The 24,812-nt window shown below is 63.1% G+C and carries 21 protein-coding genes and 1 pseudogene; 12 read left to right on the forward strand and 10 right to left on the reverse strand.

What is annotated here, in order from left to right:
- Window positions 1–3: 3 nt before the first annotated feature.
- The 4 genes from BLR29_RS10650 to BLR29_RS10665 all read left to right on the forward strand — a co-directional run bounded on the left by BLR29_RS10650 (window position 4) and on the right by BLR29_RS10665 (window position 4,001).
- A complete protein-coding gene (locus BLR29_RS10650) occupies window positions 4–675 on the forward strand; it encodes an amino acid ABC transporter permease (RefSeq protein WP_092136937.1) in 672 nt (223 codons plus the stop codon).
- Window positions 672–1,427, forward strand: coding sequence for an amino acid ABC transporter ATP-binding protein (locus tag BLR29_RS10655; RefSeq protein ID WP_092136938.1), 756 nt, complete (start codon window positions 672–674; stop codon window positions 1,425–1,427). The genes BLR29_RS10650 and BLR29_RS10655 overlap by 4 nt, the downstream gene beginning before the upstream one ends.
- Window positions 1,427–2,731 (forward strand): NAD(P)/FAD-dependent oxidoreductase, encoded by a 1,305-nt coding sequence (locus BLR29_RS10660; protein ID WP_092136939.1) that lies wholly within the window; start codon window positions 1,427–1,429, stop codon window positions 2,729–2,731. The genes BLR29_RS10655 and BLR29_RS10660 overlap by 1 nt, the downstream gene beginning before the upstream one ends.
- Window positions 2,732–2,984: 253 nt before the next feature.
- Window positions 2,985–4,001, forward strand: a complete 1,017-nt coding sequence (locus BLR29_RS10665; protein WP_092136940.1) for an ABC transporter substrate-binding protein — start codon at window positions 2,985–2,987, stop codon at window positions 3,999–4,001.
- Window positions 4,002–4,080: 79 nt separating this feature from the next.
- Here the strand turns inward: BLR29_RS10665 and BLR29_RS10670 are convergent, their stop codons facing one another.
- The 6 genes and pseudogenes from BLR29_RS10670 to BLR29_RS10695 form a co-directional block, all read right to left on the reverse strand.
- Window positions 4,081–4,887 (reverse strand): alpha/beta hydrolase, encoded by an 807-nt coding sequence (locus BLR29_RS10670; RefSeq protein WP_092136941.1) that lies wholly within the window; start codon window positions 4,885–4,887, stop codon window positions 4,081–4,083.
- 71 nt (window positions 4,888–4,958) lie between these two features.
- Window positions 4,959–5,438, reverse strand: a complete 480-nt coding sequence (locus BLR29_RS10675) for a YbhB/YbcL family Raf kinase inhibitor-like protein (protein WP_092136942.1) — start codon at window positions 5,436–5,438, stop codon at window positions 4,959–4,961.
- A 216-nt stretch (window positions 5,439–5,654) separates the two neighbouring features.
- Complete coding sequence (locus BLR29_RS10680; RefSeq protein ID WP_092136943.1) at window positions 5,655–5,924, reverse strand: hypothetical protein; 270 nt, start codon at window positions 5,922–5,924, stop codon at window positions 5,655–5,657.
- A 20-nt stretch (window positions 5,925–5,944) separates the two neighbouring features.
- A pseudogene (locus BLR29_RS10685) lies at window positions 5,945–7,284 on the reverse strand (SLC13 family permease).
- A 387-nt stretch (window positions 7,285–7,671) separates the two neighbouring features.
- The gene (locus tag BLR29_RS10690) at window positions 7,672–8,520 is read right to left on the reverse strand and encodes an SDR family oxidoreductase (protein ID WP_092136944.1); all 849 of its coding nucleotides are present in this window, start codon (window positions 8,518–8,520) and stop codon (window positions 7,672–7,674) included.
- A gap of 93 nt (window positions 8,521–8,613) precedes the next feature.
- Complete coding sequence (locus BLR29_RS10695) at window positions 8,614–9,354, reverse strand: SDR family oxidoreductase (RefSeq protein WP_092136945.1); 741 nt, start codon at window positions 9,352–9,354, stop codon at window positions 8,614–8,616.
- A gap of 280 nt (window positions 9,355–9,634) precedes the next feature.
- On the opposite strand from BLR29_RS10695, the gene BLR29_RS10700 reads away from it, so the two are divergent.
- The gene (locus BLR29_RS10700; RefSeq protein WP_143018450.1) at window positions 9,635–10,528 is read left to right on the forward strand and encodes an AraC family transcriptional regulator; all 894 of its coding nucleotides are present in this window, start codon (window positions 9,635–9,637) and stop codon (window positions 10,526–10,528) included.
- 140 nt (window positions 10,529–10,668) lie between these two features.
- On the opposite strand, the gene BLR29_RS10705 is transcribed toward BLR29_RS10700, so the two are convergent.
- On the reverse strand, window positions 10,669–11,142 hold the full coding sequence (locus BLR29_RS10705) for an aminoacyl-tRNA deacylase (protein ID WP_092137301.1): 474 nt from the start codon (window positions 11,140–11,142) through the stop codon (window positions 10,669–10,671).
- Window positions 11,143–11,413: 271 nt separating this feature from the next.
- Between BLR29_RS10705 and katG the strand changes: the two genes are divergently transcribed.
- Window positions 11,414–13,594 carry a catalase/peroxidase HPI gene (gene katG / locus BLR29_RS10710; RefSeq protein WP_092136947.1) on the forward strand — a complete coding sequence of 727 codons (2,181 nt, stop codon included), beginning with the start codon at window positions 11,414–11,416 and terminating at the stop codon, window positions 13,592–13,594.
- A 153-nt stretch (window positions 13,595–13,747) separates the two neighbouring features.
- Here the strand turns inward: katG and BLR29_RS10715 are convergent, their stop codons facing one another.
- The gene (locus tag BLR29_RS10715) at window positions 13,748–15,427 is read right to left on the reverse strand and encodes an ABC-F family ATP-binding cassette domain-containing protein (protein WP_092136948.1); all 1,680 of its coding nucleotides are present in this window, start codon (window positions 15,425–15,427) and stop codon (window positions 13,748–13,750) included.
- A 273-nt stretch (window positions 15,428–15,700) separates the two neighbouring features.
- Between BLR29_RS10715 and BLR29_RS10720 the strand changes: the two genes are divergently transcribed.
- Window positions 15,701–16,003 (forward strand): hypothetical protein, encoded by a 303-nt coding sequence (locus BLR29_RS10720; protein WP_092136949.1) that lies wholly within the window; start codon window positions 15,701–15,703, stop codon window positions 16,001–16,003.
- A gap of 378 nt (window positions 16,004–16,381) precedes the next feature.
- On the opposite strand, the gene BLR29_RS10725 is transcribed toward BLR29_RS10720, so the two are convergent.
- Window positions 16,382–17,263 (reverse strand): PhzF family phenazine biosynthesis protein, encoded by an 882-nt coding sequence (locus BLR29_RS10725; RefSeq protein WP_092136950.1) that lies wholly within the window; start codon window positions 17,261–17,263, stop codon window positions 16,382–16,384.
- Window positions 17,264–17,443: 180 nt separating this feature from the next.
- Here BLR29_RS10725 and BLR29_RS10730 point away from each other — a divergent pair, with 180 nt between their 5' ends.
- Window positions 17,444–18,919, forward strand: coding sequence for an aminotransferase-like domain-containing protein (locus tag BLR29_RS10730; protein ID WP_092136951.1), 1,476 nt, complete (start codon window positions 17,444–17,446; stop codon window positions 18,917–18,919).
- Window positions 18,920–19,067: 148 nt separating this feature from the next.
- On the opposite strand, the gene BLR29_RS10735 is transcribed toward BLR29_RS10730, so the two are convergent.
- On the reverse strand, window positions 19,068–20,183 hold the full coding sequence (locus tag BLR29_RS10735) for a porin (RefSeq protein ID WP_092136952.1): 1,116 nt from the start codon (window positions 20,181–20,183) through the stop codon (window positions 19,068–19,070).
- A 530-nt stretch (window positions 20,184–20,713) separates the two neighbouring features.
- Between BLR29_RS10735 and BLR29_RS10740 the strand changes: the two genes are divergently transcribed.
- Genes BLR29_RS10740 through BLR29_RS10755 form a run of 4 tightly spaced genes read left to right on the forward strand, consistent with a single transcriptional unit; the run spans window position 20,714 to window position 24,802 of the window.
- Window positions 20,714–21,745, forward strand: coding sequence for an ABC transporter substrate-binding protein (locus BLR29_RS10740; RefSeq protein ID WP_092136953.1), 1,032 nt, complete (start codon window positions 20,714–20,716; stop codon window positions 21,743–21,745).
- 3 nt (window positions 21,746–21,748) lie between these two features.
- Entirely contained in the window at window positions 21,749–22,543 is a 795-nt protein-coding gene (locus tag BLR29_RS10745; protein ID WP_092136954.1) for an ABC transporter ATP-binding protein, read from the forward strand.
- Window positions 22,543–23,382, forward strand: coding sequence for an ABC transporter permease (locus tag BLR29_RS10750; protein WP_092136955.1), 840 nt, complete (start codon window positions 22,543–22,545; stop codon window positions 23,380–23,382). The genes BLR29_RS10745 and BLR29_RS10750 overlap by 1 nt, the downstream gene beginning before the upstream one ends.
- Window positions 23,383–23,416: 34 nt before the next feature.
- Complete coding sequence (locus tag BLR29_RS10755; RefSeq protein WP_092136956.1) at window positions 23,417–24,802, forward strand: FAD-dependent oxidoreductase; 1,386 nt, start codon at window positions 23,417–23,419, stop codon at window positions 24,800–24,802.
- The last annotated feature ends 10 nt before the right edge of the window (window positions 24,803–24,812 follow it).

The following is a 24,812-nucleotide window of genomic DNA, read 5'->3' on the forward strand; positions in this document are numbered from 1 at the left end:
GCGATGGAAGCTGCGACTTTCCTCGAGAACGCCCGCGAATTCCTGCCCATTCTGCTCAAGGGAGCGGTGGTCACGGTGGAAGTTACCGTGCTGTCGTTCCTGTTGAGCAGTGTGCTGGGGCTGGGGCTGGCGTTGATGAAGCTCTCCCCGGTACGCGTGCTATCGACTGCCGGTTCGACCATCGTCAACGTGATTCGCGGCCTGCCGATCATCGTGCAGCTTTTCTACATCTACTTTGTGTTGCCCGATGTTGGCATTCATCTGACGGCGTTCCAGGCCGGCGTCATCGGGCTCGGCATCGCCTATTCGGCGTACCAGGCCGAGAACTTCCGCGCCGGCATTGAAGCCGTCGACCCCGGCCAGCGTGAAGCCGCACAGGCCATGGGCATGCGCGGTTCGCTGATTCTGCGTCGGGTCATTCTTCCGCAGGCATTCCGCATCGCGCTGCCGCCGTATGGCAATACGCTCGTCATGATGTTGAAGGACTCGTCGCTGGTGTCGACGATTACCGTGGCCGAGATGACCCGCGCCGGCCAACTGATTGCATCGTCGACGTTCCAGAACATGACCGTCTACACGCTGGTGGCGCTGCTGTACCTGCTGATGAGCCTGCCGCTCGTGTACATGTTGCGTCGCGTGGAATTCCGCTTTGGAGCCGGAAGGAGGCGACCATGATCGATATCGAGAACCTTCAGAAGCGGTTTGGCGACCATCAGGTTTTGCACGGTGTGGACCTGCACGTTGACGCCGGCGAAGTGGTTTGCCTGATTGGTCCGTCGGGGTCGGGAAAATCCACGGTCCTTCGCTGCATCAATGGGTTGGAATCCTACGACGGCGGAGAGATCCGCGCGTTTGGTGAGCGTGTGGATTGCAACAGCCGCGATATCCACCGCCTGCGCAGCCGCATGGGCATGGTCTTCCAGCGCTTCAATCTGTTTCCCCATCGCACGGCGCTGGAGAACGTCATGGAGGGGCCCATCTACGTGCGCGGCGAAGACCGGGGCGCAGCGCGCGAACGGGCGATGGCATTGCTCGACAAGGTGGGCCTGGCAGCCAAGGCGTCGGCCCACCCGGCACAGTTGTCGGGCGGCCAGCAGCAGCGCGTTGCGATTGCGCGCGCGCTCGCGATGCAGCCCGAAGCGATGTTGTTCGATGAACCGACGTCGGCATTGGACCCCGAGTTGGTCGGCGATGTACTCGAAGTCATGCGCAGCCTGGCGCGTGAAGGAATGACCATGATCGTCGTTACGCACGAGATGGGCTTCGCGCGCGAAGTGGCGGACCGGGTTTGCTTCCTGCACGGCGGAAAGATCGTCGAGGAGGGCGCCGCCGCGCAGGTACTTGGCTCCCCCCGGCACGCACGGACGCAGGACTTCCTGCGCCGCGTTCTGCACAAGCCCGCGGAAGCGGCGGGAGGGTTTGCGTGATGACGACGAACTCCGCGTCAGGCACGTTTCCCCCATCGCTCTGGGCGGCGACCGCGATCGAGGCGTCGCCCACCCCGGCGCTGATGGAATCCACCAGCGTCGATGTGCTTGTGATCGGTGCCGGTTTCACCGGGCTTTCCACGGCGCTGCACCTCGCCGAACGTGGCACATCCGTCTGCGTCGTCGACAGTCACGAGCCTGGTTGGGGCGCATCAGGCCGCAATGGCGGCCAGGTCAACCCCACCCTCAAGCACGATCCTGACGACCTGGTTCGATTGCTCGGCGAGCAACGTGCCGAGCCGCTGATCGATGCGATCTCGCGCTCGGCGGACCTCGTCTTCGACCTGATTTCCCAGCACCGCATCGATTGCCAGCCTGTACGCAGCGGCTGGCTGCAACTTGCCTATGCGCAGAAAGCGGTCGCGGGCATGCATGCACGCGCCCGGCAGTGGGAGCGGAGGGGGGTGACGGTCGAAGTGCTCGACCGCGACGCCGTGGCCCGTCGCGTGGGCACCGAGGCGTTCGTTGGAGGCTGGCTTGACGGGCGCGCGGGCGCCATCCAGCCCTTGTCATACACGCGCGGACTGGTGATGGCAGCCCAGCGCGCCGGCGCCACCATCCACGGCGGCACTGCGGTGATAGCGCTGACGCCCCAGGGATCGCAGGGCAACGGGAAATGGATCGCAAGGCTCTCCACCGGCGCGACGGTTACGGCCGAGCGCGTGGTGATCGCCACCAACGGATACACGGGGCCACTCTGGCCTGGGCTACAAAGCACGCTGCTGACGGCCAACAGTTTTATCGTGGCGACGCAACCCTTGAAGTCGTCGGCAGCCGATGCCATCCTGGCGCGCGGGGAAACCGCATCGACTTCGCAGCGTCTGCTGCTGTATTTCCGCAAGGACAGCGAAGGGCGACTGCTGATGGGCGGACGTGGCTTTTTCTCGGACCCGCGTGGCCCGCAAGACTTCGCCCACCTCGAACGCTCGCTGGAGCTGCTGTTCCCGCAACTTGGCCCACTGGACTATGCATATCGCTGGGGCGGACGGATTGCCGTTACCCGCGATTTCATGCCACATATCCATGAACCGGCGCCGGGTGTGACCGTGGCTGTCGGATGCAACGGGCGGGGCATCGCGTTGTGTACGAGCTTTGGAAAGCATCTTGCCTTGCGACTGACGAACCGGAGCGATGAGTTTCCGTATCCGATCTCGCCTATCACCCCGATTCCGATGCACCAGCTTCAGCGGTTCTATATCGCGGCGGGCGTGGCGTGGTACAGCCTGCTGGACCGCTTTGGCTGACGTCGGGATGCATTACTTTCGATGTTCAGGAGCTCGCAGGGGCGCAAAACGCATCAACAAATCGAGAGTGAATAGCGGCGCTTGAAGGGCGGAGGGCCGTACCCGACCCAGAGGGGTCATTTGTCATCCCCGCAATCGTGCTCGTAGCTGTGTGTGCCAGGCCACAGATCATCGGTTGGAGAGCATCCCGTTCACCTAAGCTCCTTCATCGGCATTCTGAGAAATCGACCCCTGGTGGGCGGGAGGAGTTGCTATGGAGCGGCGAACCATGCTGGCGGGTGCTGCGGCGCTAACCGTGGGGCTGACTCTGGCCGAAGGTGTGTCGCACGCACAGCAGGCAAGCAGGGTCTTCCGGGTTGGCGTCCTTGTGAACGGGGGCGCGAGTGTCGAAGGGAAGCCCAACCCGCAAGTCGAAGGGCTTCGCTCCGGTCTGGCGCAGCTCGGATATCTCGAAGGCAAGAGCGTCGTCTATGAAGCCAGGTTTCCCGACGGGCAGCTCGATCGTCTGCCTGGCCTTGCTGTCGAACTGGTCGGCATCGGCGTCGATGTCATTGCCACCTTCGGCGGCCCGTCAACCAACGCCGCCCGAAGGGCGACCACAACAGTCCCGATCGTGGCCGCTCTCGTCGCTGATCCGGTAGCGATTGGCGTCGCGGCAACGCTGGAGCGGCCTGGCAGCAACGTCACCGGGGCGACAAACAACGACCCCGAGCTCGCGAGCCGGCAGTTGGCGATACTCAAGGCGATTCTCCCGAAACTCGCACGTGTTGCGATTCTGAGCGATTCGGATATTCCCGGCGCTGACGCCAGCGGACTGGCCCCTATCGAGCGATCCAACGTGGCCGCCGCTCGCGCAGCGGGCCTCACGCCTCAGGTGCTGAAAATCCGTGGCCCAAAGCCCGATCTCGAGACTGCCTTCAGGGCAATGACCGCCGAAGGCGCCGAGGTCTTAGTGGTGCTTGAAGTTCCCGCCACGATTCGGGATCGCAAGCGCATTGCCGAACTCGCTACGAAGCAGCGCTTGCCGACGATGTTCTGGGGAGGCGCCTCGGATTCGGGCTGCCTGCTGAGCTATGGCACAAGCTTTACCGCGAGCTTCCCGCCGCTGCCGGGCATTATCGACAAGATACTCAAGGGCGCGAGGCCTGCGGAGACGCCATTTGCCGTCATCTCCCAACGTGAACTGTCCATCAACCTCAAGACTGCTGGCGAACTGGGACTGACCCTTCCTGGCGAGCTGATATCACGCGCCGACCTCGTCATCAAATGAAGCCGGAACCGCCGACTCCCAAACTGTCGGCGGGTACCCACAAGCCTGCAAGCCCGGCATGCGCGAGAGCCGCCGTCATCTAATGGGACGGCGCAAACAGGATCTCGATCGCTTCCTGCCACCAGGCATCGTCGACGTGGCTAATCCAGTCGTTGTGCTCTGCCGCCTTCACGACCATCAGCTGCTTCGGACCGGGCAGCGCGTTGTAGAGCGTCTTGCCGAACTGGGCGGGCACGATGCTGTCTCGTTCCGCCACCACGACAAGAACCGGGCGGTCGATCGATGCCAGGTGAGAGATGCTGTCGTATCTGTCCCGCATCAGCCACTTCACCGGCAACCACGGGTAGTGGTATGCGGCAACGTGGTCGAGCTGATCCCATGGCGCGATGAGCAGCAAGCCGGCGATCTTGTCGCGTTCGCGGGAGCCCGCCGAAGCCGCCACGCCGGCCCCGAGCGATTCACCGATGAGAAGCAGCGGCGTGCCATAGAGGCGATGCGCAAGCGCGATCGTCTGTTGTGCGTCGGTCACCAGACTCTCTTCCCCCGGCGCGCCGTCGCGTGGTCCATAGCCCGGATATTCGGCGAGGATCACACGTAGACCCAGCCGGGTAAGTACCGTGGCATAGGGCGAGCGATGTCCGGCGTGTCCCGCATTGCCGTGAAAGATGATGGCCGTGCCGCGCGCCCCTCCGGCGGGCTCGGCTACGAGGCCCCGGAACGTCTCGGCTGTCGGCCACGCGCGAAGCCCGCCACCGGTCAGGCTATCGATTGCGGCCTTTTCCGGGAAATAGATGAAGCGATCCTGAAAAATGGCGAATCCTGCGATGACTGCCATCACGATCAGACAGACGGTGAAGAGAGCTGGTAGCAAGCCGGTGAACTTCATCGTCTCGAGCCTGATTCATCGATCTCCGTTAGACGGTCGAAGCGGATTCGCGGGCCGAGTGTGCGACGATGTCAGCGCCCATGCTTCTGGTAGGTCCCGATCAGTTCGGCATGCGCCAGTATGTGCCCCCGCATCGCCTGTTCCAGCGCCGCCTTGTCCGGCTTGCCAAGATCCGGCAGCACGACGTCCAGGGCATACAGCTTGTGGAAATACCGGTGCCGGCCAATCGGCGGACACGGCCCTCCGTAGTTGGCGCGGTGCCAGTCGTTGAGACCTTCCCGAGCGCTGGGCGGCAAGCCATGCCGGCTCGCACCCTGCGCAAGCGAGCCGACCTGCGGCGGCAGGTTGTACACGACCCAATGGACCCATGTCATTTGCGGCGACGCCGGGTCCGGCGCGTCCGGATCATCGACAATCAAGGCCAGGCTGGCAGTGGCGGGGGGCATTCCTGACCACGCCAGTGGAGGTGACACATCCGTGCCTTCGCATGTGTGCACAGTGGGAATCTCCCCGCCCTGGGAAAACGCGGGGGATGTCAGTATGAGCGGCATTGATGGAATCTGCTGGGCAAGTAGCGCTGGTCCGAACAGCATGGCCGCAATGGCCGGCAACCTCGGTAGAAGTGCCAATCGCACCATATTTGCCTCCGCCGGCGCATGACGGCTGTTTCAACTTAGCGCGGATTCCTCCCCTGCGCAAGGGACCGTGCAGACTGACTGCCCAGCGGCCGCTCCGCGTTAGCGGTTGAGACGTAAATCCTCGGCTCGCTACTGAACACTGCTGTCCTTCGGGTCTGTTCTAACGGGTGCCACGATGGCTGTCGCTGTCGCGACATCCCCCGTATCGAACACCACCCTTCTTATGCGCAGCAGTTCGTGGATGTGCCGCCACGGTACATGCCCTGCGATTTCCTGCGATCCCGGCCGAACCACGTCGACTTGCACAGGCTTGGCATCGACGGCCGACCGGGTGATCGTCAGTTGATAACCGGCATCCAGAAGGGAGGCAAGCCGGATTTGGGTATGAGTCAGGGTCATGGCATTAGTGGAATCGCAAATCAAAGCACCACGAACGAGAACCACAGCACCACTGGCGCCAAAAGCGTTACCAGCCCGCCATATACCATCAGTTTCCTGAAGAAGGCGTGACGGTCTACACCCTGCGCATTGGCGAGGACCAGCGCGCCGTTGGTCGAGAATGGGCTCACATCGACAATGGTGGATGACACGGCCATGGCCGCGATGAACCCGATGGCGCTGACGTCCGAGCCTTGCTGGAGGAATGGCACAGCCAGGGGAATCAGCGACCCAAGCACTGCGGTCGACGAAGCAAATGCTGAAATCACGGCTCCCACGAAGCAGAGCAGAAGTGCCGCCATCATTGGTGAGGTCATGCCTGCAACGCTATGGCCGACAAAAGAGATGGTGCCCATCTTCTCCATCACGCCCACATAAGTGCTGACGCCGACGATCAGCATGATCTCCGGCCACGACACCTGGGTCAGTGCAGCCTTCTGCAGGTTCGGTGATACCAATGTCAGCAACACGGCAATCGACAGCGAGACAAAGCCGATATCGAGTTTCAGGTACAGCGTCAGCACGGACAGTGCAACCAGGCCAAGTACGGTCAGGTATTGATAGGGCGTGCCGGATGGCTCCGCTTCCACGAGGGCACCGTCTGCGGCTGATATTGCAGCTCCCCCTGCGCCTCCGGTCGTCGTACGCGCCTGGAACGGAAGATCGATCGCGGCCACGCCATTGCCGACCACCGCCGGCTGTCGGTGCGCCGATTCGCGCATCAGGCGCAATCCGCCAAATGCGATGAAGACCCAAGCGCTACCAGCAGGTTGACGCCCAGGCTCGCGAATGCTGTTGCCATTTCGTTCAGCGGCAAGCCGGCCTTCTCGACGATCTTGTTCGTAATGCCGCCGTAGATACTGATCGGCGAGAAACCACCGCCCTGGGCACCGTGTATGACCATCAGCCCCATCATCAATGGGTTGATCTTGTATCGCGCGGCAAAGCCAAGCGCGATGGGCGCGATGATTGCCACCGCGGCGGGACTGACTGCACCGACCGAGGTCAACAAGGCGGCGATGCCGAACATGATCCACGGTATCGCGGCGATGCGTCCGCCTACCGCGCGAACGGCTAGCCTGACGAGCCAGTCGATGGTCCCGTTGTTCTGCGCCACGGCAAACAGGTAGGTAATGCCCACCAGCGTCAGGAACAGGTCCGCCGGGAATCCCATCAGGATCGTCTTGGCCGGCATTGCACCCAGGAAGGTGCCGACCAGGAACGCGCCCACGAACGCCAGCGCGCCCATATTCACGGGTAGGACGGTGGCGATCACAAACATCAGTCCGAGGACTGAAATCGAAGCAATGTGCTGCAACATGACCTGCTCCCTGGCCAGACAGCTTTCTCGCAAGCTGTCGCCATCGATGAACTTCGGAAGGGGGTAAATCTTTGCTGGGCGGGAGCGCTATGGCGCGCGGCGGCGTGATGCGGGGGTCATATGAATGTCTCCAGATCGTTATCATGGCCGCCGTTGTGAACAGGGCGAGCGCTTTCTCATGACTACACGATAGGGATGCAGGCTGCAGGTATCAATTAAGTTGCTGCGGCGAACATTCCGGTCAGCGAAACGGTTCGCCGACCTTCGCGGGTGCACGCGCGGTCCGCTGTTCAAGAAGTGGGGGTATTTCGCTGCGGCTGCGGGCGCATGTGATGCCGCCGACGAGACACCCCGGCGGTAACGTCGCGGCATCCGCAGCCCTCTCGATCAATCGGCGAAATCGGTGGCTTCTGAGGACCCCTTCCACGCTTCGAGATCCTTTGCGACGGCCTTGGCCTTGTTGGCCGCGAGTTCGTTGGCGATCTTGCCGGCAAACAGATGTAGCGGCGGCGATTCGACACTGACGGCCTGGATGATCAGCAGTGCCAGCTTGTCAGGGTCTCCGGCCTGGTGGCCGTGCAGCGTGCCGAGATGCAAGTCGAGCGAAGCCTTGGCCTCCGTGTACGCGTCGATCTGGCGCCTGGACACCGCCAGTGCACCGCTCGACAGGAAATTGGTGCGGACCGGACCGGGATAGACCACTGTCGCGCGAATACCAAATTCGGCGACTTCCGCGGCCAGCGACTCGGTCAGGCCTGCCAGCGCGAACTTGCTCGCGACGTAGCTGCCCCAGCCCGCGTATCCACCCTGATAGCCGACGATGGAGGCGATATTGATGATGTGCCCGCTGCGTTGGCCGCGAAGACGCGGCAGCGCATGGCGCAGCACGACCATCGGCGCAAAGAAGTTGACCTCGAAATTCTGGCGAAGCTCTTCGTCGGACAATGCCTCGACGGTTCCTTGCTGCGCGTAGCCTGCGTTGTTCACGACCACGTCGATGGCGCCGAACGTCTGCACGGCATTCTCGATGGCCCGCTGGACACTTTGGTCATTGGTCAGGTCCACCTCGAGCGGAAGGAAGCTGTCGGATGCTTGTCCGAACGTCGTCGTCAGCGATGCTGCGGTGCGCGACGTTGCGGCGACACGATGGCCTTGCTCAAGCAGATGCTTGACGAGTTTCTGGCCGACGCCTTTCGATGCGCCGGTGATAAACCAGGTACGGGATGCTGCGTTCATGATGAAGAGCCTTAATGGGCTGTGGGTTGAAGCTGGATCGGGCAACGTCTTCAGCGCACTCCGTGATCGGATTGCGTGATACGTGGCAGTGACTCAGAACGGGCTGGCGGTGGGCCGTACGACGATCTCGCTGACATCCACGTCGGCCGGCTGCTCCACGGCGTAGGCGATTGCGCGGGCGATGGCATCGGGCGTGATGGCGATGCGGCGGAACTCCTGCATGGCCGAACGTGCGGTGTCGTCGGAGATCGAGTCGGCCAGTTCGGACTCCACGACGCCCGGGCAGATGACCGTCACGCGGATCTTGTCCGTCTCCTGGCGCAGCCCGTCGGAAATGGCGCGCACGGCAAACTTGGTGGCGCAGTAGACGGCTGCGGTCGGCGACACGGAAAGGCCACCGATCGACGAGATATTGATGATCTGCCCCTGGCCTTGCTGCTCCATCGTTGGCAGGACGGCAGCGATGCCATGCAGTACGCCACGGATGTTCACGTCGATCATCCGGTTCCACTCGTTGACCTTCAGTGCGTTCAGCGGCGAGAGCGGCATCACGCCCGCATTGTTGATGAGCACGTCGATGCGGCCGAAGGCATCGAGTGCGAATCGCGCAAATGCGGCGACGTCATCCGCCGAGGTGACGTCGAGTGCGCGATAGCGGACGCTACCGCCAGCTGCCTGCAGCGATTCGGTCAGCTCGACGAGCCTGTCGGTGCGGCGTGCGCCGATCACTAGACGATGGCCTTGCGCGGCGAGCAATCGGGCGGCGCCCTCGCCAATGCCGCTGCTGGCGCCGGTGATCAGGATGACCTTCGATTCGTTGGATGGGATTGCCATCTTGCATACTCCTATTGTCGGTTCGGATTTGACGGCATTTGCCCGCGATTGCCAGCGGAACAAGCCTTGCCGGTTGCGGCCTGCAAGAAAGCGATACGTTTCGTTGGCCGGTGAATGAATGGTAGAGGCGACGCACTCCGAGGCGAATACACGGACCGATGCCGTTATTGCCTATTCCTATTGACTGCGGTGGTACGCGGGATGTTGGGGGCTAGAATGGCGACCATCGCGACACAAGGAGAGAGCGGTGTCGAACGTCCGCAATCCCGCTTCCACCCGGATGGTCCGTCTGCTTGAGAGACTGGCGCCCAACGAGGGTTACACCCAGTCGGCGCTCGACAGCGTGCGGCTGATGCGTTCCGATCGCCCGCTGGGGCGCACGCCTGTGCTGTACGAGCCGAGCATCGTGATTGTTTGTCAGGGGCGCAAGCTCGGATTCCTGGGCAACGAGGTGTATGTCTACGATGCGCAGCACTACCTCGTGCTGTCCGTGCCGCTACCGTTCTCGACGGAGACGCAGGCCTCGCCGGAGGAGCCCATGCTTGCGGTGTCCATCCGTCTGGACCTGATCGAACTTAGCGAGCTGATTACGCAGATCGGTGCCGACGGGCATCATCCCGAAGCGCCCCCGACCGGCATCGCATCCACGCGGCTGGAGGGAGACCTTGCCGGCGCCACGATACGGTTGCTGGAAGCATTGACGGCACCGCTCGATGCGCAGGTACTGGGGCCGGGCATCGTGCGAGAAATCTGCTATCGCGTGCTGACAGGGGAGCAAGGCGGGGCAATGCGTGCCGCGCTTGCGCATCACGGCCGGTTTGGACGTGTGGCGCGGGCACTCAAGCGGATTCACACCGACTACGCGACGCCACTCAACGTCGCTCGTCTTGCCGAGGAGGCCGGCATGAGCGTGCCGGCATTTCACGCCAACTTTCGCACGGTGACGCAGACGTCCCCGATCCAGTACATCAAGTCCACCCGCCTTCATCAGGCGCGCTTGCTGATGATCCGCGACGGCGTGACCGCCGCAGCCGCGGCGGGACGCGTCGGCTACGAAAGCGCGTCTCAGTTCAGCCGGGAGTTCAAGCGCCTGTTTGGCCGGACACCAGTCGAGGAAGTGCGCGACATGCGCGAGTCATTCACGCTCTCGCCGGCGGTCCGCTTTGGCACGTAGGTACGCTCTAGTCACGCTCTAGGCGGCCGGGAAAGCGGTCGGCGCGAGGTGGCTGCTGCTGGGGCGGCTCTGGAGGAGAGCCGCCCAGATAATCGGAGAGCAAGGCGCCGCAGGCAGATTCTTCCGTTTGCGTTCCGGCCCTACATGTCCCGGTGCGCAAAATGCCCGCGCTGTGCGTCGGCCATCAGGTCGACGAATTGCTCGATGCTCATGTGCACCAGTTCCTGGTGGTCGCCCGCTTCGAAGTAGACGTCCGGGTGTGTCAGCAGACTGTCGTCCAGCCAGGTCTGCGTGCCATATGCCATGCCGACCGGCGGGATCGCCCCGAGGTTGCAGTCCCTGAACACTTCGCGCACGCCGTTTTCATGCGCAAGCGTAAGCTTGCGGCCGGTCTGCTCGCGGAGCTCCGATAGTTTCAGGTGGTGCGTGGAAGGGATGACGGCTGTGAGATAGCCGCGGTTGTCTTCCAGCAGGACGGTCTTGGCCAGTCGGTCTCCGGGAACGTGCTCGGCCCGCGCAGCAGCCATGCTGCTGGGGCTGCCGGGGTGACGCACGGTGTCGAACCGACTTTGCTTGTTGCGCAAGCATCTTGCCAGCGTGGTAGCCATGGTCATGATTGCATCCTCCGACGCGCTCATCGCGACTGTTGTCCGAATGCAAACAACTATAGACGCCTCCCCAAGCGGCAGAGTCGGCCCAAATTCAATGGCGGCCATAGCTGGAATCAATGGAACGGGGCGGAATCGCGTTCTAGGATGGTATTGCAACTGTGATGTCCAAATCAGTCTGGAAAATCCGAACACTGTCCCCCAAGACCAGTCTCCACTGACGGCGACGAGCTACGGCGCGGTGTTACGTTGAGTTCAAGCGACCAAGGAGACACGCATGACGACTGAAGCGAAGTGCCCGTTTCTTCATCCCGCTGGCGCCGGCCGATCACTGAAGGAGTGGTGGCCAGAGCGGCTTAATCTGCATATCCTGCGCCAGAACTCCGCGCCGTCAGATCCAATGGGCAAGGAGTTCAACTACGCGAAGGAGTTCAGCAGCCTGGACCTGACGGCCGTGAAGAAGGATCTGGAGGCGCTGATGACCGACTCGCAGCCCTGGTGGCCGGCGGACTTCGGTCACTACGGCCCGTTGTTCGTCCGCATGGCATGGCATGCCGCAGGTACTTACCGCATCGGCGACGGGCGCGGTGGCGCGGGGGCAGGCCAGCAGCGCTTCGCACCCACCAATAGTTGGCCTGACAACGTCGGCCTCGACAAGGCGCGCAGGTTGATCTGGCCGATCAAGCAAAAGTACGGTCGAAAGCTCTCATGGGGCGACCTCATCGTCCTCACCGGCAACGTCGCACTGGAGTCGATGGGATTCAAGACCTTCGGGTTCGCCGGCGGGCGAGAGGACGTCTACGAGCCGGACGAATCCGTCTACTGGGGGAACGAAGACAAGTGGCTGGGCGACAAGCGTTACAGCGGCAACCGGAACCTCGAAAATCCACTTTCCGCAGTGCAAATGGGATTGATCTACGTGAATCCGGAAGGCCCGAATGGCAATCCGGACCCCCTTGCGGCAGCCGTGGATATTCGCGAGACGTTCCGCCGCATGGCGATGGACGACGAAGAGACCGTTGCGCTGATCGCGGGCGGCCACGCCTTCGGCAAGACGCATGGCGCTGGTCCGGCATCTCACGTGGGGCCCGAGCCTGAGGCTTGCGGCCTGGAGGAACAGGGCCTCGGCTGGCGCAGCAGCTTCGGCACGGGCAAGGGCGGAGACACCATCACCAGCGGGCTGGAAGTCATCTGGACCACCACACCGACGCGGTGGAGCAACGACTACTTCAAACACCTGTTCGAATATGAATGGGAGCTGACGAAGAGCCCGGCCGGCGCGAATCAGTGGAAGCCGAAGGGCGACGCGGGCGCCGGCACCGTGCCAGATCCTGCCGATCCGTCGAAGCGTCGTTCACCGTCCATGCTGACGACCGACCTATCACTGCGGCTCGACCCGGTCTACGAGAAGATCTCGCGGCGGTTCTACGAGCATCCGGAGCAACTGGCCGATGCATTTGCCCGTGCGTGGTTCAAGCTGACCCACCGCGACATGGGGCCGCGCGCACGTTATCTCGGCCCCGAAGTCCCGAAGGAAGAACTCCTCTGGCAGGACCCCATCCCGCCGGTCGATCATCCGCTGATCGATGCACAGGATGTTGCGGCGCTCAAGGCCAAGGTGCTGGCTTCGGGGCTGACCGTCCCGCAACTGGTATCGACAGCGTGGGCATCGGCCTCGACGTTCCGCGGATCGGACAAGCGTGGCGGCGCCAACGGCGCCCGCATCCGCCTTGCGCCGCAGAAGGACTGGGACGTCAACCAGCCTGCCGAACTGAAGAAGGTTCTGGCCACGCTGGAGGGCATCCAGGGAGAGTTCAACAAGGCACAGTCCGGCGGCAAGAAAGTCTCGCTGGCCGACCTGATCGTGCTGGCGGGGTGCGCGGGGGTCGAGCAAGCGGCGAAGAATGCCGGCCACAATGTCACGGTGCCGTTCTCGCCGGGACGCATGGACACCTCGCAGGAAAAGACCGACCTTGATGCCATGGTCGTGCTCGAACCGGTCGCGGACGGGTTCCGTAACTACCTGCAAGGCAAGTTCTCGATCCCGTCCGAGGCGCTGCTAGTCGACAAGGCGCAATTGCTGAAGCTGACGGTGCCGGAGATGACGGTGCTGGTGGGCGGCATGCGGGTGCTGGACGCCAACTTCGGCAAGTCTCAACACGGCGTCTTCACGAAGCGCCCCGGCACGCTGACCAACGACTTCTTCGTGAACCTCCTCGACATGGGCACGGAGTGGAAAGCCCTGTCGGAGGAAAAGGACGTGTTCGAAGGAAGCGACCGCAAGACAGGCGCGCCGAGATGGACCGGCACGCGAGTCGATCTGGTCTTTGGTTCGAACTCCGAGCTTCGGGCAGTTTCCGAGGTGTATGGCGGCTCGGATGCGCAGGAGAAGTTCGTCCAGGACTTTGTGGCAGCGTGGAACAAGGTGATGAACCTGGACCGCTTCGACCTCAAGTGACATCAGCGGCAAGGCCGCAGTAACGATGGGGCCGGTCGCAAGACCGGCTCCAGACTACGCTATATATGGCGCCAAAGTTCGTATCAGTCACGATGCGCTCAATGGCGACCTTCACGCGGAATCCTGTAAAGCTCACGCCTGGGTCCCGCCATTTCAGGCGATGACCTTCTGCTCCTCGGCAGGCTGCTCGCGCATGCGACGGGCTTCGTCGCGCAGGAACTGCTGGTAATCGTCCAGATCGCCGTCGAAGGGCTCGACACCGCCCTTGGTGACCAGCCAGAACTCGTCGCATACGGCGCGCAGCAGGGCCCGGTCGTGGCTGACCAGCATCACTGTGCCTTCGAATTCGTTGAGCGCCATGCCTAGCGCTTCGCGGGTGGACAGGTCGAGGTGGTTGGTAGGCTCGTCGAGCAACAGCAGGTTGGGGCGCTGCCACACGATCATGCACAACACGAGCCGCGCCTTTTCGCCGCCACTCATCGTGCTCACCGCCTGATGGACCATGTCGCCGCTGAAGTTGAAGGTGCCGAGGAAGGTGCGAAGCGATTGTTCGGTGCCACTCTGGCCGGGGGCGCGCATGTGCGGCGGCGTGTCCTTGGCAAGGCGGATCATGTGTTCCATCGGCGTGTCGAGCGGGCGCAGCACGTCGAGTTCCTGCTGTGCGAAGTAGCCGATATTCAGCCCCTTGCCTTCGCTGATTTCGCCGCCAATCGGCGCCAGCGCGTGCGCCACCGTCTTCACCAGCGTGGACTTACCCTGGCCGTTGGCACCAAGAATGCCGATGCGCTGCCCGGCCAGCACGGAACGGTTGATGCCCCGCACGATGACCGTGGGCGGCGTGCCCGGCAGTGCGCCGGTCGGCGCCGGGTAGCCGAAGCTCGCGTCCAGCATCGACAACAGCGGGTTCGGCACATTGAGCGGCTCCTTGAACTCGAAGTTGAACTCCGCGTCGGCAAGTACCGGTGCGATCTTCTCCATGCGTTCGAGCGCCTTGACCCGGCTCTGCGCCTGCTTTGCCTTCGAGGCCTTGGCCTTGAAGCGGTCGATGAATTTCTGCAGGTGGGCGATCTTGTCGGCCTGCTTGGCCATCGCAGCCTGCTGCAATACGAGCTGCTCGGCGCGCATGTCTTCGAACTTGCTGTAGTTGCCGCCATAACGCACGAGCTTGGCGTTGTCGACGTGCACCGTCACCTGCGTCACCGCGTCGAGGAATTCGCGGTCGTGGCTGATCACTACCAGGGTCCCTTGATAGCGCTTGAGCCAGGCTTCCAGCCAGACCAGCGCGTCGAGGTCGAGGTGATTGGTCGGTTCGTCGAGCAGCAGCAGGTCGGACGGGCACATGAGCGCGCGCGCCAGTTGCAGTCGCATGCGCCAGCCGCCGGAGAAGCTGTTGACCGGCTGGCCAAGCTGCGCTGCAGTGAATCCCAGGCCCAGGATCAGCGCCTGGGCACGTGCGGGGGCATCGTGTGCACCGGCGTCGTGCAGGGCCATGTAGGCGTGCGCCATGCGCATGCCGTCGTCGCTGGCCTCGGCGGCGGCTACTTCGGCCTGCGCGGCCAACAGCACGGTGTCACCCTCGACTACGAAGTCGGTCGCGCTCTGCGCGGTCTCCGGCATCTCCTGCGCGACCTGGCCCATCTTCCATGCAGCGGGAATCGAGAACTCGCCACTGTCTTCGTGCAGCGTGCCGTTGAGAAGGGCGAAGAAGGACGACTTGCCGGCACCATTGCGGCCGACAAGGCCAATCTTTTCGCCGGGGTTGAAGGTAACGGACGCGCGGTCGAGTACGACATTGACGCCGCGACGCAGCGTGACATTACGGATGGAAATCATAGGGCGCTACTTCGGAGGGGATTGGCATGATAGCCGACCGGACGTGCGGGGCTGTCTCTTTTCTGGCCGCACGCGTGAAAAGCCGCTTGCGCTTTGCGGCGCCCACCGGCCACAAGGCCGCAGTGGCCCCAACCCGCGGCCGATAGCTGCCATCGCCAGCAATAGCCGGCGTCGGAAGGGCTTCAAACGTATTAACATGGGAATGAGCAGGTGCTGCGGCTGCTCGCGCCGATGACGTCCACGTCACGATCCTCCGCGTGATGGGAGAAACACATGGCAACTTACGAGTTCAAGGACAAGGATCTCCAGTTCCTGGCTCAGGGCGCTGACTGCTGTTTTGCGTCTCCTGACACGGCTTTCGTTGAATGCGCAGACAGCCATCCGGCGTTCATGGTGACATGGCCGGAGGTCGGATCGCCGATGATGAGCCTTAAGGTGCAGATTCGGGCAAGCCAGTACGCCAGTTACCTGACGGACCCGTTCAGGGGACGAGAAGTCCTGCGCAAGGCAGTCGAAGATCGCCTTGCACTGATCCACACCGTGAAAAGCGGACTGCTCCTCGCTCCCGATATCTAGGAGCTTGTCGTTCTGACGGAATCGCTTACGTGCGGAGGCCGCGAGGCGAGCGGTCGACGTCGTCCGCCAATGCCCCAACAAAAAAGCACCTTCTACAGGTGCTTGGTGCTTCCAGCCATGGGGGGCGTCCGAACCGGGTCAGCAACTTATGATCCGGCTCGGACCTGCAGGCATATGTGGCCTGCACGATCACGCTTCAACCAGCAATCTATCCGGGAAACATGATCGATTCGCTGACCTACCTTCGCTTTACGAGAGCGTGTCTCAGTCAGCACTCTAATTTTAGGGCAGCCGGCGAATAGGTCAACCTGAATCCGGCTGTGCCGATTTCGTCGCGAGCGTGCCCGGACGATGCTCCACGATGCCGCAGAAGACTGATCACGCAGCGAGCGTGCCGTTGATACACGTGACCGACTGGCCACCGACGCGGATGACGCGATCCCCCTCGAAGTTCACGATCAACTTGCCCGCGCGGCCCACGACGGCGCCTTGCGTAGCCACATAAGTGGAACCAAACGTCGCGATCTGACCGGCGTCGCGAATGAACGCAGCCACGGAGCCGTTGCCGCTGCCGCACACTGGGTCTTCGTTCACGCCAACGCTGGGCGCAAACGCACGTACCTCGATGGCTGCCTCAGAGCCTGCGCCATAGGCTCCAAACACTACGATGCCGATGGACTGATTGCGCCTATCGAATTCGGCCATCCGGGCGAAGTCCGGTCGCAGGTCCAGGACGGCTTGTGCACTCGCGAGCTGCACAATCGTCCAGACCGGTCCCACATTGACGAACTTTGGCGTGTGCTCACGCAGCACGGGCGCGCCGAGGATGGATTCCATCTCATCGACCTGGGCGGGGACCATCGGCATCAGGCGGGGCTCGGGCAGGTTGAAGGCAATGACCGGGCTGGCGCCTTCACACATGGTGACGGTCAACTCGATCAGGCCGGCGCCGCACTCCTGGACCAGCTTGCCGTCCCTGGGCGTGATCTTGCGTGCTTCGATGAGAGCGTGGGCTGTACCCAGTGTCGGGTGACCTGCGAACGGCAGTTCGGATTGTGGCGTGAAGATGCGCACGCGGTAGTCTGCGCCGGCCTGCGTTGGCGGCAGCACGAAGGTCGTCTCGGAAAGATTCGTCCAGTTGGCTATGCGCTGCATCTCGTCCGAAGTCAAATCCTGGGCTTCCAGCACGACGGCTACGGGGTTGCCGCGGTAGGGGGTGCTGGTGAAAACGTCAACCTGCTTGAAGGGAACAGTGGACATGGGTCTGCTTTCCAGAAAATGGGGTCCGAGTGTGATGCCCAGTGACTCGCGCAAACGTCGACGGCAATACCGGCCCAGATGCCTGCGGTCCGCGCTCCGCCAACAATGCTGAAATATTAGGATTGGTGGGACAATGAGTACAGGTACAGCAATATGTCATTTCAATGGTGACAGTTCACGATGAAAAGAAGGCAAGTGCCATCAAGCGGGACCGCAGGGAGCCTGTATGAAGCACTGGCAGACGAATTAACTGCCGCAATCCGGTCCGGACGCCTGCCCGCTGGCTCCAGCTTGCCCTCTCTGCGCGAATGCGCCGCGCAGCGCAAGCTCAGCCTCAACACGGTGAACGCGGCCTATCGGCTGCTGGAGGATCGTGGGCTGATCGCTGCCCGACCTCAGTCGGGCTTCTACGTGCGTAGCGAGCTGGCGGAGCCAGAATTCGCATTCCGCCGAATCGCCAAGGACGTCATGAGCCCCGCGCAGGTGGATCTCATGACCTCCGTACTACAGGCCCAGCAGCAGCCTGGCCACATGGATCTGGCATTCGCCGGCCCGCGCGGCAAGAGGTTCTATCCGGGCGAGCGCTTGGCGCGCATCACCAGCTCTGTCCTGCGCAGACATGGCGAGATTGTCGCCACCTACGCGCTGCCGCCTGGCTCGCTGCTGTTGCGCGAACAGATCGCCCTGCGCAGCTCGCGGCTGGGCATGGATCTCACGGCGGACTGCATCGTGTTGACACATGGCGCGATGGAGGCGCTCCAGCTTGCGCTGCGTGCGGTCACGCAGGCGGGCGACTACGTCGGCATCGAAGCGCCGTCGTACTTCAACATCTACCCGTTGCTCGCGGCGCTGGGCCTCAAGGCCATCGAGATCCCGACACATCCGCAGCACGGCCTGGATGTTGATTCCGTCGAACACCTGCTTTTGCAAAAGCGCGTGGCTGCCGTAGTCGCCATGCCGACAGTGCATAACCCGCTCGGGTGCTCCATGCCAGTGGAAGCAAAGCAGCGGCTCGCCCAGCTCCTGCACCAGCATCGGACACCACTGATCGAGGACATGGTGTACGCCGAGCTTCAGTTCAGGGAGCCGCTGGAGCCCACCATCAAGTCCTTCGATCGCATGGGTTGGGTGTTGGCCTGCGGCGGATTCTCGAAAACGCTTGCTCCCGATTACCGCATCGGATGGATCGTGGGCGGCCGTTACCAGGAGGCCGTGCAACGCCTGAAGTTTGCGTCCAGCGCTTCAGAATCCATGCTTCTGACCGAAGCAGTGGGCCAGTTTCTCAAAAGCGGCGGTTATGAACATCACTTGCGTACGCTCCGGAGGCTGTACGCCTCGCAGGTGGCCACGGTGCGCGGATGGATCGCGCAGGCGTTTCCCGAGGGCACCCGCGCCACGCAACCCACCGGAGGCTTCGTGCTTTGGGTCGAGCTTCCGCCGCAGGTCGACAGCCTGAAACTGTTCCATGCAGCCCTGGCGAGGGGCATCGTGATCATGCCCGGCCAAGTCTATTCCAAGGGCCCGCGATATCGCCACTTTCTGCGCCTGTCCTGCTGCCAGGACATCGACGACAGGTTCGCCGCAGCCATACGCACCCTTGGGCAGCTAGCCGCCGAACTGCTGGCGGGTGAAGTATGTGAGCACGGCAACCACTAGCGTGAGAGTTTTGACCGTCCAGGAGAGGCCCACGGCGACGACCATTTGAAGAGGTCCAGACTTGATCTCCCTTCTTAAGAAAGGAGATCCGGCTTCAGATTCGCGGGGTTAGCCAGAAGGCACTGGTCGTCTGGCTTCCCGGCGTGGATCAGAACTTGTGCCGGATTCCCGCTACTGCAGTGACCTGCGATTTGGTGGATGACGGCGAGAGCGTATAGATCTGCGCGAAGGTGGCGTCGCCGGCCGCCCTTTGATAGATGCCGACCAGGAACAGGTCGGTACGCTTGGAAAGGAAGTAGTCGGCGCCCAGGTTGACCTGGTGCCATTTCGGCTGGTTGCCGCCGGGCTGGTACTCGCCCCATGTATAGATATAGGCGGCACCGAGCATCAGATTGGGCGTGATGTAGTCGGTCACGGAGATCTCGCCGTTGTTGACCGTCAGCCTGGTGTTGTCGAGATAGTCGAAACGCACGTTCGTGTACAGCACCGATACGCCTATCTTGTCGAACTGATAGGCGCCGCCGGTGCCGAAGATGCGCTGATGTTCCACCTTGGCGCCGCTTGCCAGGCTGGTGACGAAGGGGGAAGAGAAGCCATAGTCGCCAACCACCGCGCCGGACTGGTTGCCCGCGTTATTGGGCGTATTCAGTTCCTCATAGGCCATGCCCAGCGACAGATCATTGCGCTTGTAGGAAACCCCGAAGCTGTACGCGTTGTTGGAGCGGAAGTCGCCAGGCTTCTCGCCGAGACTCATCATGCCGGCGAATTGCAGGCCGCCGTACGAAGGGCTCTTGTAAGCGATCGTGTTGTTGACGCGGAAGGTGTTGAAGACGTTGTCGCTATCGCCGATGTGCGTGCCGAAAGCGGCGAACTGCGTGGCCGATTCATAGGGCCACAATGTCGCCGCGGGCAGGTCATATTGCCGGCCCAGACTGATGGTGCCAAGGACCGGCGACGACATGCCGACGAATGCCTGCCGGCCGAACAGGCGGCCGCCTTGCGACAACGTGCCGGTGTCAATGGCAAAGCCGCCTTCCAGCGTAAAGAAGGCGGTGTTCCCTCCCCCCAAGTCTTCCGTTCCCCGCAGGCCCCAGCGCGGCGTCTGCATCGGGCCGTTCGCCAGTTGCACCTGGGAATGGCCGTTCTGGTTATTGGCGTACACGATGCCGGTCGAAATCAGGCCATACAAATTCACCCCGCTTTCTGCATGAGACGCTTGGCAGGCCAGCAGCGTGGCGGCGGCAGCTATGACACATCGCTTCATTGTGACTTTCCTGTCGAGTGATGGATAAGTGCTTTCCTCCCCGCGTGCACGCAAGTGCACAGGGATTCGGGGATGACTGGGGCTAACCGGAAGAGAGGTCGGGAAACGCGCGCGCTATGGGCGGACCGGAGTCGTGCCGCGAGCGAGCCGGAGTGCAATGCCCGGCGCAGCAGGACGGACGGCGGGCGCCTTATGTGATGTGGCGGCCAGCCGGCAGGACGCTTGGTTCATGTCTGTCTCCTCTTGAATCTCTTTATTGGTGAGATCTGCAGCCATTGTCGAGGCACGGAAACTGGCGCGGGAAGCACAGATTTTGGCTACCGCCGAGCGAAATATTCGCGCGCGGGAAGGGATTGTGCGCGGCTCGATGCATCAGGACGGCGTCACGATGGCGATCTAATTTTGGCATCGGGTACGATCTAAAATCGGTTCTTGTTAGAGCACCCCTGTCAACTCAAAATACAGCCAACACGAGATTTGGCCGGCTTAGCCAGGCCAGCGGAACGACATAGAAACCAAAGGAGACGCAGATGTCAGGATTAGAGAATCCGGGGCGCCGCCGCGTGCTGCAAACGTCATTCGTGGCGGGCGGGCTGGCGGCCTCGGGTGCATTGCTGTCCGTACGCACCCTTGCCGCCGAACGTGCGGTGGTCAATATGCAACTGGGCTGGGTGCCCGGCGGCAATCAGGTGGGCGAGGTCGTGGCAAAGCGGCTCGGCTACTACGAACAGGAAGGCATCGATTTCAAGATCCAGCCCGGCGGCCCCAATATCGATGGGGTGGCCATCGTGGCCTCGGGCCGCGGTGAAGTCGGGCAGATTTCTTCCAGCCCCTCGGTGATGCTGGCGGTATCGGAAGGCTTGCCGGTCAAGTGTTTCGCGGTCGGCCTGCAGCAGCATCCCTATGCATTCTTCTCTCTCAAGAAGGCGCCGATCCGCTCCCCGCAGGACATGATCGGCAAGCGGATCGGCATTCAGGCCACCGGCCTGGTGCTGCTGAAGGCCCTGCTAGCCAAGCACAAGATCACCGAGAGCCAGGTCAACATCGTGCCGATCGGCGCTGACATGTTGCCGCTGCTGAGCGGCCGGGTCGATGCGGTGACCGGCTGGCAGACCAATGTTTCGGCGCTCAAGGCGCTGGGCGCGGACCGCGTCGATCTGAGCCTCTGGGACTCGGGCGTGCGCCTCTATGCGCTGCCCTACTACGCGCACACCAACACACTGCGCAACCATCCAGAGGTGTTGCAGCGCTTCCTGCGCGCGACCGCGCGGGGCTGGCTCTACGCCAACATGAACCGGGACCAGGCAGTCGACCTGCTGCTCAAGGACTACCCGAGCCTGAACCGTGCGGATGAACGCGCCGCGATCGACGCCTTGATGGGCTATGCCTTCAACAAGGAGAGCGGCACGCAAGGCTGGGGCGCGATGGACCCGGCCATTTGGCAGGAGCAGATCTCGCTGTACGCGCAGCTCGGCCAGTTCCGCGCGCGCGCCCCCAAGCTGGAGGACGTCATGACGCTCGACATTCTGCAGGCCACCAAGTCCTCCCGACTGACGGCGTAAACCATGCTAACCACTCAAACCAATCCCTCGCGCGTGCCGCTGTCGATCAGTTGCCGCGATATCAACGTCCGCTTTTTCACCGACCGCCGCAGCACGACCGCCATCTCGGGCCTGAGCCTTGATGTCGCCAGCGGGGAGTTCCTCACGCTGCTTGGCCCTTCGGGCTGCGGCAAGTCCACCTTCCTGCGCGTAGTGGCCGATCTGGTCAAGCCAAGCCGTGGCGAGATCCGCGTGCTCGACGCGGCGCCGCAGGTGGCGCGGGCGCGGCGCGACATCGGCTTCGTATTCCAGGACGCCGCACTGCTGCCATGGCGCACCGCGCTGGAGAACGTCGCGCTGCCGCTCGAGGTTGCCAACGGCCGTGCGCGCGCCGGACGCGCGACACCACGCGAGCTGCTGGAACTGGTCGGCCTGAAGGGGCGCGAGGATGCCTTCCCGCACGAAATGTCCGGTGGCATGCGCCAGCGCGTGGCGATTGCCCGGGCGCTGGTCAGCGATCCGAAAGTGCTGCTGATGGACGAGCCGTTCGGCGCGCTCGACGAGATCACGCGCGACCGGCTCAACGAGGAACTGCGCCGGGTCTGGCGGGAAATGGGGCTGACCATCCTGTTCGTGACCCACAGCATCTACGAGGCCGCGTTTCTCGGCCAGCGCGTGTTGCTGCTGGCGGCCAATCCGGGCCGGGTCAAGGAGATCGTGCCGGTCACCCTGCCCGAGGACCGCACCCTCGACATCCGCGAGACGCCTGAATTCGTACAACTTAGCGCGCATCTGCGGCGCGTGCTGGAGACCTGCTGATGAGTACATCGGAAATCAAGCTTGACCTGCCGGGCGTAGCGCCGGACGCCGAAGCCGACGCCTATTTCGCCAGCCGCCGCCGCCGTATCTGGCGCGCGCGTGCGATGCCGGCGCTCGGCATTGCCGGGCTGCTGTTCGCCTGGTGGGCGGTGGTGGTGGGCTTCGACATCAAGCCGTTCATCGCGCCATCTCCCGGCCTGGTGCTGCAGACCTTGTTCGACAAGCGCGACGTGTTGCTGCAGAACCTGATTCCTACCGCCGTCGAAGCGACCGGCGGCTTCCTGCTGGGCAACCTGCTTGCCATCCTGCTGGCAACGGTCTTTGTCCACAACAAGACGCTGCAGGAGATCTTCTACCCGGTCGCGGTCATGATCAATTCCATCCCGGTGGTGGCCAAGGCGCCGATCCTGGTGCTGATCATGGGCAACGGCATCGAGCCGAAGATCACCATCGCCGCCATCGTGTGCTTCTTCCCCACACTGGTGAACATGGTGCGCGGGCTGGAGGCCGTGAATCCGCAGTCGCTGGAGTTGATGCAGGTGCTGTCCGCCAGCAAGCGCGAGATTTTCTTCAAGCTGCGCCTGTTCAACTCGCTTCCCTATCTGTTCTCCGCACTACGCATCGCCGCGTCGATGTCGGTGATCGGCGCGGTGGTCGGTGAATGGATCGGCGCCACCGAAGGCATCGGCGCCATGATCATCCAGGCCACCTACGCGTTCGACTCGGCCCTGCTGTACGCGGCAATCGTCATGTGCGCGGTGATGTCCGGGACCTTCTTCCTGGTGATCGCGACGATCGAGCGCTGGCTCATCAAGTGGCAACCCGAGAACGCCCATTGAGCACGGCACCACAACAACAATTTCGAGGATAGCAATGACCAAGATCAGTGACTGGATTCGCCAGCCGGTTCAAGACGTGCGCGTCGCAGCCAAGGCCAACGTGGTGGTGGTGGGCGGCGGCCCGGCGGGCCTGTCGGCCGCGCTGGCGGCCGCGCGCAACGGTGCCGAGACCATCCTGCTCGAGCGCTACAACCACCTGGGCGGCCTGGCTTCGGGTGGCATGGTGCTGGTGCTGGACGATATGTGGGACAGCCACCTGCAGGAAATCTCGGTGCGCGGCAACTGCCTGACGATGATCGAACGCATGGCCGGGCTGGGCCTGGCAAGGTTCCCGCGCGCCAATGAGTGGGGCGAGGATCCCGCCGCATACCGGCGCTGGGGCCGCTGGGGCACCTTCGACTTCCATAGCCAGAAGACGCCGCATCCGGTCTGCTTCGCCGCGGCCTTCGATCCGGACGCCTACAAGCGCGTTGCGCTCGACATGGTGCAGCAAGCCGGCGTCCAGCTGCGGCTGCACTCCTGGTTCTCCCAGACCCTCGTCGAAGACGGACAGGTCAAGGGTGTGATCTGCGAAACCAAGAGCGGGCGCGAAGCCATCCTGGCCGACGTGGTGATCGATGCCACCGGCGATCTCGACGTGGCCGCCTCGGCCGGTGCGCCGCACGTCGGCGGCAGCTATATCACCACCACGGTGTTCCGCCTTGGCGGGGTCGATACCGAAGCCGCCGAGCGCTTCGAGCAGGAAGAGCCGGAGGCCTACGCGCAGCTTGACCGTCAGATCAAGCGCATTCTCGGCGGGTCCTGGGGCCTGTGGTGGCTCAAGACGCCGCTTCCCGGGGTGGTGTGGTGCAACTGCCCCCACATGGCCGGCATCGACGGCCTCAAGGCGGAAGACCTCACCCGCGCCGAGATCCAGGGGCGCCAGCACATTCACGCCGTGGTCGAGTTCGTGCGCGACAAGCTGCCTGGCTTCGAGCAATGTTTCGTGATCGACGTCGCGCCGCAGACGGGCGTGCGCCAGACCCGCCTGCTTGAGGGCGAGTACGTGATGAGCAAGGAGGACGTGGCGCAGCGCGTGCGCTTCGACGACAGCATCGCGCGCGGCCGCGACTACTACATGCCGTACCGTGTGCTGCTGCCCAAACAGGTCGACAACCTGCTGGTGGCCGGCCGCCACTACTCGGCCACCTCGCAGGCGCAGAAGATCTCGCGCGAGATCCCGCCGTGCATGGCGATGGGCGAAGCGGCCGGTGTCGCCGCGGCGCTGGCGCTCAATGCCGGAGTGTCGGTGCGCAATGTCGACGTCGGCAGCGTCCAGAAGGCCCTGCGTGCGCAGGGTGCCGATCCGGGCAACCAGGCGGGCCGCAATGCCGACATTCCGGCACTGGCCGCCTATATCCCGCAGGCACAGGCAGCATGAACGACATGGA

This window comes from Cupriavidus sp. YR651, from assembly GCF_900101625.1.
In the GTDB taxonomy this organism is placed as follows: domain Bacteria; phylum Pseudomonadota; class Gammaproteobacteria; order Burkholderiales; family Burkholderiaceae; genus Cupriavidus.

Bases quoted from the DNA above. Each gene is read 5' to 3' on its own strand.
- BLR29_RS10750 (WP_092136955.1), top strand. From the start codon at position 22,543: ATGAGTACATCGGAAATCAAGCTTGACCTGCCGGGCGTAGCGCCGGAC.
- BLR29_RS10740 (WP_092136953.1), top strand. From the start codon at position 20,714: ATGTCAGGATTAGAGAATCCGGGGCGCCGCCGCGTGCTGCAAACGTCA.
- BLR29_RS10695 (WP_092136945.1), bottom strand. From the start codon at position 9,354: ATGGCAATCCCATCCAACGAATCGAAGGTCATCCTGATCACCGGCGCC.
- BLR29_RS10650 (WP_092136937.1), top strand. From the start codon at position 4: ATGGAAGCTGCGACTTTCCTCGAGAACGCCCGCGAATTCCTGCCCATT.
- BLR29_RS10675 (WP_092136942.1), bottom strand. From the start codon at position 5,438: ATGCCGCTCATACTGACATCCCCCGCGTTTTCCCAGGGCGGGGAGATT.
- BLR29_RS10715 (WP_092136948.1), bottom strand. From the start codon at position 15,427: ATGATTTCCATCCGTAATGTCACGCTGCGTCGCGGCGTCAATGTCGTA.
- BLR29_RS10680 (WP_092136943.1), bottom strand. From the start codon at position 5,924: ATGACCCTGACTCATACCCAAATCCGGCTTGCCTCCCTTCTGGATGCC.
- BLR29_RS10745 (WP_092136954.1), top strand. From the start codon at position 21,749: ATGCTAACCACTCAAACCAATCCCTCGCGCGTGCCGCTGTCGATCAGT.
- BLR29_RS10660 (WP_092136939.1), top strand. From the start codon at position 1,427: ATGACGACGAACTCCGCGTCAGGCACGTTTCCCCCATCGCTCTGGGCG.
- BLR29_RS10705 (WP_092137301.1), bottom strand. From the start codon at position 11,142: ATGACCATGGCTACCACGCTGGCAAGATGCTTGCGCAACAAGCAAAGT.
- BLR29_RS10755 (WP_092136956.1), top strand. From the start codon at position 23,417: ATGACCAAGATCAGTGACTGGATTCGCCAGCCGGTTCAAGACGTGCGC.
- BLR29_RS10670 (WP_092136941.1), bottom strand. From the start codon at position 4,887: ATGAAGTTCACCGGCTTGCTACCAGCTCTCTTCACCGTCTGTCTGATC.
- BLR29_RS10725 (WP_092136950.1), bottom strand. From the start codon at position 17,263: ATGTCCACTGTTCCCTTCAAGCAGGTTGACGTTTTCACCAGCACCCCC.
- BLR29_RS10665 (WP_092136940.1), top strand. From the start codon at position 2,985: ATGGAGCGGCGAACCATGCTGGCGGGTGCTGCGGCGCTAACCGTGGGG.
- katG (WP_092136947.1), top strand. From the start codon at position 11,414: ATGACGACTGAAGCGAAGTGCCCGTTTCTTCATCCCGCTGGCGCCGGC.
- BLR29_RS10735 (WP_092136952.1), bottom strand. From the start codon at position 20,183: ATGAAGCGATGTGTCATAGCTGCCGCCGCCACGCTGCTGGCCTGCCAA.
- BLR29_RS10730 (WP_092136951.1), top strand. From the start codon at position 17,444: ATGAAAAGAAGGCAAGTGCCATCAAGCGGGACCGCAGGGAGCCTGTAT.
- BLR29_RS10720 (WP_092136949.1), top strand. From the start codon at position 15,701: ATGGCAACTTACGAGTTCAAGGACAAGGATCTCCAGTTCCTGGCTCAG.
- BLR29_RS10690 (WP_092136944.1), bottom strand. From the start codon at position 8,520: ATGAACGCAGCATCCCGTACCTGGTTTATCACCGGCGCATCGAAAGGC.
- BLR29_RS10700 (WP_143018450.1), top strand. From the start codon at position 9,635: ATGGTCCGTCTGCTTGAGAGACTGGCGCCCAACGAGGGTTACACCCAG.
- BLR29_RS10655 (WP_092136938.1), top strand. From the start codon at position 672: ATGATCGATATCGAGAACCTTCAGAAGCGGTTTGGCGACCATCAGGTT.